5 protein-coding genes are annotated in these 6987 nt (G+C 55.9%); 3 read left to right on the forward strand and 2 right to left on the reverse strand.

Annotated elements, in window-relative coordinates:
• Nucleotides 1–22 precede the first annotated feature (22 nt).
• Nucleotides 23–2173 carry a S1-like domain-containing RNA-binding protein gene (locus OUO13_RS03055; protein WP_283172374.1) on the forward strand — a complete coding sequence of 717 codons (2151 nt, stop codon included), beginning with the start codon at nucleotides 23–25 and terminating at the stop codon, nucleotides 2171–2173.
• A gap of 67 nt (nucleotides 2174–2240) precedes the next feature.
• On the opposite strand, the gene OUO13_RS03060 is transcribed toward OUO13_RS03055, so the two are convergent.
• Entirely contained in the window at nucleotides 2241–3188 is a 948-nt protein-coding gene (locus OUO13_RS03060; RefSeq protein ID WP_283172375.1) for an ADP-ribosylglycohydrolase family protein, read from the reverse strand.
• Between the two features lie 104 nt (nucleotides 3189–3292).
• Between OUO13_RS03060 and OUO13_RS03065 the strand changes: the two genes are divergently transcribed.
• Both OUO13_RS03065 and OUO13_RS03070 read left to right on the forward strand, forming a co-directional pair.
• Complete coding sequence (locus OUO13_RS03065; RefSeq protein ID WP_283172376.1) at nucleotides 3293–4123, forward strand: NAD(+)--dinitrogen-reductase ADP-D-ribosyltransferase; 831 nt, start codon at nucleotides 3293–3295, stop codon at nucleotides 4121–4123.
• 82 nt (nucleotides 4124–4205) lie between these two features.
• Complete coding sequence (locus tag OUO13_RS03070; RefSeq protein WP_283172377.1) at nucleotides 4206–5801, forward strand: ABC-F family ATPase; 1596 nt, start codon at nucleotides 4206–4208, stop codon at nucleotides 5799–5801.
• 922 nt (nucleotides 5802–6723) lie between these two features.
• On the opposite strand, the gene OUO13_RS03075 is transcribed toward OUO13_RS03070, so the two are convergent.
• Nucleotides 6724–6987, reverse strand: a 264-nt coding sequence (locus OUO13_RS03075; RefSeq protein ID WP_283172378.1) for a transposase, incomplete at its 5' end; no start/stop codon positions are given.

Consider the following 6987-nt stretch of genomic DNA (forward strand, 5'->3'; position numbering starts at 1 on the left):
AGTCAAAACGGCGGACATTGTCATGGTTAAACCCGGACTTACCTATAATCTGATTGCGCTCGAAGCCCAACCACAGGGCATGTACCTGAGCGATAACGACGGCGGCAAAATCCTGCTGCCAAAACGCTACGTACCCGAGGGCACCCAGCCAGGTGATGAAATTCGGGTTTTTGTATACCTCGATTCCGACGACCGCATTGTTGCCACCACTCAACGTCCACGTGTGCAGCTGAACCAGGCGGCCAACCTGACCGTGGTAGACGTCAACAACACCGGTGCATTCCTCGACTGGGGTCTGGCCAAGGACCTGATGGTGCCTTACGCCGAACAGCTCGAACGCATGGAAGTTGGCAAGTCTTACGTGGTCTACGTGACCGAAGACAACACCGGCCGCCTGATCGGCACTTCGCGTCTGAACCGCTTTATCCGCGACCAGATTGGCAACACGCCATCACCGTGGAAAAACAAGGAAACCGAAGCGGAACTGGAAGACGGCGACGCCGTTCGCCTGCTGATCGCCCAGCGCACCGACCTGGGCTACAAGGCCATTGTGAATAACCGCTGGTGGGGTCTGGTACACAACAGCGACATTCATAGCGCCATTCGCGTCGGCCAGCGCATCGACGGTTTTATCAAGCGCATCCGTGACGATGGCAAGATCGACCTCACTCTCAATGAAAGCGGTGTGGAACAGGCAGAACCCCTGTCACGCCGGATCATGAACAAACTCGAAGCTGCCCAGGGCCGTCTGGCTCTGAGCGACAACAGCCCAGGCGAAATCATCGAAATGCATTTTGGTGTGAGCAAACGGGCTTTCAAGATGGCTATTGGTAAACTTTATAAGGAACGCCGCATCGTGATTGAAGAAGATGGTATTCGCCTGCTGACTGCCGAAGAAAAAGAGGCACAACCAGCCCGCGAACAGCGCGCCCCTCGTGGAGATCGCGGCGAGCGTTCTTATGGTGACAAACCACGTTTTGACCGTGGCGACCGTCCACAGCGTGACGACCGCGCCCCACGTGGTGATCGTCCACAGCGCGCTGATCGTCCATACGGCGACCGTCCACAACGTGACGACCGTGCTCCACGCGCTGATCGTCCATACGGCGACCGTCCACAACGTGACGACCGTGCTCCACGCGCTGATCGTCCATACGGCGACCGTCCACAACGTGATGACCGCGCTCCACGTGGCGAACGCTCTTTCGGCGACAAGCCACGTTTTGACCGTGACGACCGCGCTCCACGTGGTGATCGTCCATACGGCGACCGTCCACAACGTGATGACCGCGCTCCACGTGGCGAACGCTCTTTCGGCGACAAGCCACGTTTTGACCGTGACGACCGCGCTCCACACGGTGATCGTCCGTACGGCGACCGTCCACAGCGTGATGACCGTGCTCCACGCGGTGATCGTCCATACGGCGACCGTCCACAACGTGCTGATCGTCCATACGGCGACCGTCCACAGCGTGATAACCGCGCTCCACGCGGTGATCGTCCATACGGCGACCGTCCACAACGTGCTGATCGTCCATACGGTGACCGTCCACAGCGTGATGACCGTGCTCCACGCGGTGATCGTCCATACGGCGACCGTCCACAACGTGCTGATCGTCCATACGGTGACGACCGCGCTCCACGCGGTGATCGTCCATACGGCGACCGCCCACAGCGCGACGACCGCGCCCCACGTGGTGACCGTCCATACGGCGACCGTCCACAACGTGACGACCGTGCACCGCGTGGTGATCGTCCATACGGCGACCGTCCACAGCGTGATGACCGTGCACCGCGTGGTGATCGCCCATACGGCGACCGTCCACAGCGTGATGACCGTGCTCCTCGTGGTGATCGTGGCGAACGCTCTTACGGCGACAAACCACGTTTTGACCGTGGTGATCGTGCCGAGCGTGGCGAACGTTCTTTCGGCGACAAACCACGTTTTGACCGTGGCGACCGCCCACAACGTGATGACCGCGCCCCACGTGGCGACCGTCCACAACGTGACGACCGCGCCCCGCGTGGTGATCGCCCATACGGCGACCGTCCACAGCGCGACAACCGTGCGCCACGTGCTGAACGTTCCGGTGATGCTGGCAAGCGTGTGTTCAAGAGCAACCGCAAGCCAAGTGAAAACACCCTGAGCCTGAAGAAGAAAGACGAAGAGTAATCTTCGTTAGCCCCGGCAACCCCAGCCCTGGCACCGCCAGCATAACGGGGTTACCGGTGGTTGAAGTCTAACGACCGGCCGATGCACCCTCCATCAGGAGACGCTCGGCCTGTTGTTCCAGATAAGTCCGCATACACAACTGCTGCTGCCAACGCAGCGGAATCCCGTTGATACCGTACAAGGCCCCGGCCAACTGGCCACAAATCGCCGCCGTGGTATCGGCATCCTCGCCCAGATTGGCCGCCGCCAGAATCGCACTGTCAAACGAACGATAACGATCCAGGCACCAGAGCGCCGCCTCCAGACTCGCCATTACATAACCACTGCCGCGAATATCGGCCTCGGTTTTTTGCCGCCACTCCCCGTTCACCAACGCCTGAACCGCCGGGGTGCGCGCCTGATAGTTACGATTCGCCAGCACCACATCCAGCCCCTGCCCGGCCAGCAACAAATGCAGCAACCACGCCATATACCGACAGGCATCCACACATTCCGCCGCCCCGTGCGTCGTACGAGACGACCACTCCGCCATATCCAGCAAACAGCGCACCCGATCCACCGCCATCGAGTTACCGGCACTGAAATACAACACCACCGGTGCCAACCGCATGATCGAACCGTTACCGGCACTGTGTGGATGCTCCGAACCGGCGAAGGCGTTGCCAGTTTTACGGTAACGTTGCAGTGCCGTTAACACGGTGGAACCAATATCAAAACACAGCCCGGTCGAACTCAGGTGGCCACGCTGCCACCACAGGCAATAACGTTCCATCTGGTCTTCTGCGTCAAAACCGCCACACTCCAGCAAAGACTCCGCCAGACACAACGCCATCGAGGTATCGTCGGTCCACTGCCCCGGCAGTAATCCAAACGGCCCGCCCCCCACCATATCGGTAATTGGTGCAAAACTGCCACGCGGCCGGAACTCCAGTGTCGTGCCCACCGCATCACCAGTAGCAAGCCCCAGCAGACAACCGCGATAACGATCCAGACGGGAAATAACGGAGGTGTGCACAATTGCTCCTTTTGGCCGCAAGACCGGTATTCGACCGGACACGGATCAATGTTGATCAGTACAACAAAGCCCAGACTACGCCTTTCACGACCGGCAATCGCGATATGCGTCAAGACCTTGCACAACACTCGCCAACCCTGCCACGACTGGCGCGTCTGGCCATCAACCGCTGTAATATTCCGGCCGACATTCTGGGCAGTCCGGGTTATCAGCAACATCCCATCCCATTGCTGATCGACGGTATTGCTGAACTTCACAGCGCCCTGTTTGCACGCTTAAACGCCCAGCCCGACCGGCACGAACGCCAGCAACTGTTTGAAGAATACCTGCGCGTCAGCTTCCTGCTCGAATACCCCGAACAAATTGGCCTGCAGACCAACAGTCGCCACGACCGTCACAAGGCCGACTACCGCCGACTGTTACGCGGCTGGTTATTCAACAGCGACAGCCAGCAAGGTGCGGTTCTGAAAGGATGGGTCGAAAGCCGCTTTGGCCTGTTGCCACGTTTTCATCAACAACCGATTCGCAGCCCCGACAGTGCAGCCTACCTCGAATACCTCAGCCAGCGCATGGCTGGCCTGTACAATACCAACGGCCTTGAAGCCCAACTGGACCTGCTCTACAGCTTCGCCCAGCACGAACTGCAACACCGTTTTCCACAACAGCAACACCAGCGCCTGTATCGCGCCTTCAACCACAGTGAACAACACGAATGGCTGAGCCACACACCGCCTTTGATGCTGCTCAACAACCTGTCCTCCTTCAGCGATGACCTCCAGCAAACCTCAAGCTTTGGTGATCACATCTGGCAGGCCGACATCCCCCTGACCAAGGTGCTGTATTTTCCGGGCCTGTTACCCACAAGCCTGCAGGGCGAGAACGAATGGCTGGTCATCGGCGGGCTGTACCAACTGCAACCTGCCCCTATCGTCTGAGCGGTCAATTGACACTCACCCCCAACCACAAAAACCGGTATACTTGCGCGCTTTCAAATCCTTCCCATCGCAGGACATCACCGTGATTTCCACCGCCAACATCACCATGCAGTTCGGTGCCAAGCCGCTGTTCGAAAACATTTCCATCAAATTCGGAGACGGCAACCGCTACGGCCTCATCGGCGCCAACGGTTGTGGCAAGTCGACCTTCATGAAGATTCTGGACGGCTCCCTCGAACCGAGCGCCGGTAACGTCTCTGTTACGCCAAACGAACGTCTGGGCAAACTGAGCCAGGACCAGTTCGCCTTCGAAGAATTCACCGTGCTCGACACCGTGATGATGGGTAACAAGGAACTGTGGGCCATCCGTCAGGAGCGTGATGCCATTTACGCCAACCCGGAAGCCACCGAAGACGACTACATGCGTGCCGCCGAGCTGGAAGGCGAATTCGCCGAGATGGACGGTTACACCGCTGAATCCCGTGCTGGCGACCTGCTGCTGGGTGCCGGTATCGGTACTGAATTCCACTTCGGCCCAATGGCCAACGTGGCCCCAGGCTGGAAACTGCGTGTGCTGCTGGCACAAGCCCTGTTCTCCAACCCGGACATCCTGCTGCTCGACGAACCAACCAACAACCTCGACATCAACACCATTCGTTGGCTGGAAGGCATCATCAACAACATGAAGTGCACCATGGTCATCATTTCGCACGACCGTCACTTCCTGAACTCCGTGTGCACCCACATGGCCGACATCGACTACGGCCAGATCAAGGTGTACCCAGGCACCTACGACGACTTCATGATCGCCAGCACCCAGGCGCGTGAACGTCAGCAAGCCGACAACGCCAAGAAGAAAGCCCAGATCGCCGAACTGCAACAGTTCGTATCGCGCTTCTCTGCCAACGCTTCCAAGTCCAAGCAGGCAACTTCTCGCGCCAAGCAGATCGATAAGATCAAGATCGAAGAGTTCAAGCCATCCAGCCGCCAGAACCCTTTTATCCGCTTCACTCCAGAGAAGAAACTGCACCGTCAGGCGGTTGCCATCGAGAACCTGTCTCACGGTTATGACGGCGGCGAACTGCTGTTCAAGAAATCCACCCTGATGATCGATGCCGGTGAAAAAATCGCCGTTATCGGTGCCAACGGTGCTGGTAAAACTACCTTCCTGAAGTGTCTGGTTAACGACGTAACCCCAACCAGCGGCACCATCAAATGGGCGGAAAACGCCAACGTTGGTTACTACGCCCAGGACCACGAATACGAATTCGACAAGGACATGAACCTGTTCGACTGGATGGAACAGTGGAAAACCGAAGCCCAGGACGAAACCGCCGTGCGTGGTTCTCTGGGTCGTCTGCTGTTCAACGCCGACGCCATCAAAAAGAACGTCAAGGTATGTTCCGGTGGTGAAAAAGGCCGTCTGCTGTTCGGCAAACTGATGATGGGCAACCACAACGTCCTCATCATGGACGAACCAACCAACCACATGGACATGGAATCTATCGAATCCCTGAACCTTGCGCTGGAAATGTACGAAGGCACCCTGATTTTCGTATCCCACGACCGTGAGTTCGTATCGTCACTGGCCACCCGTATTATCGAAATCCGTGATAACGAGATTGTCGACTTCCACGGCACCTACGACGAATACCTGCACAGCCAGGGCGTTGAGTGATTGATGACAAGTCGGGCGTCAGGCGTCGGGAGACTGGCGCTTGAGGTCTGAGCGGGCCGCGATCGGATCTGAGGTCTGAGGTCTGAAGCCAGACGCATAATAAAGAATGGGAGCAACAGCTCCCGTTTTTTATGGATGCTCGAAACTGTGCTCAGAATTATCAATAGCTGATGATTCTTTAAGGAATTCTTCGCTATTTCTGCATTTCATAGGTGTGCACGTTAACGCCTTGCACAGCGGAGCGTAGCTTTTTCCGCTGCTGCTGATTGTTAGATGCACCATAGCCAAAGTTTAAGGTACTTTTAGTTCAATTTTTTTGGGGTTACTAGCCCGTTGTTTCATAGCGGCGGCACATGAATCTGGCTAAGATCGAAAAGCCTAGACTTGCAGCCAACACTACTGGAAGCGGCTGAATGAATTCGCGCTCGAACAACAACCACGGGAATTCACCGTAGTATAACCAAGGTTTCTTGGCCCTTAGCAAAAACACTATCAACAGCCAAGAAACCATAATACCTACAGATTGAGGCGTTGTAGGCAACCTTTTTAATGATATAAACCCCAATATGCACAACGGCACCACACCGAAATATAGCGCGCTTACAATTGCGATGTCCCCCATAAGCCTGAGCTCAAAATGCGCGATTCTTGACGGCCAAAATGCAAAAAAGGTCACGATGGACATAGCCGCCAATATAGTTCCCGCAAAAACTACGCATAAAATCGAATTTAGTACTCGTATCTTCATTGGCATCTAACGAGACTGTAGAAAAAGTATTTTCGAGGCTGATATTTTTCTCATATCAAGAATCTATCGAAAATCTGAGCCAACAGTCTTTCTCAAAATTATTAAACGACTGGAGATAGATGAAACACGATATCGTTGCATATTCGACCTCCTTATCCTGTTATTTCCCTTTGATTACCCGATTTTGGGTATCAACTTCTCAATGTTGTGTACCATGGCGTATAACTGCCATTGAGCTTGCACCTTCTTTTTACCCCGCAGACTGAACCGCTTCAAGCCTTTATTGTGTTCCAGGTTCGCGAACACGGGTTCAACCGTCGACATCCGATGGCTGTAGATTCTCTTGCCTTCGTCACTGTCGATTCGGGCTTTCATCCAGTCGGTGTAGGTCGGCGTGGCACTATAAACCCGGAATGAGACCTGTCTGCCGGAGCCTTT

Origin of the sequence: Parathalassolituus penaei (genome assembly GCF_026626885.1) — a bacterium.
Taxonomy (GTDB): domain Bacteria; phylum Pseudomonadota; class Gammaproteobacteria; order Pseudomonadales; family Oceanobacteraceae; genus Oceanobacter; species Oceanobacter penaei.

What these genes read in the sequence shown, in the direction of transcription:
- OUO13_RS03065 (WP_283172376.1), top strand. Translation starts at nt 3,293, where the DNA reads ATGCGTCAAGACCTTGCACAACACTCGCCAACCCTGCCACGACTGGCG.
- OUO13_RS03055 (WP_283172374.1), top strand. Translation starts at nt 23, where the DNA reads ATGGTTAAACCCGGACTTACCTATAATCTGATTGCGCTCGAAGCCCAA.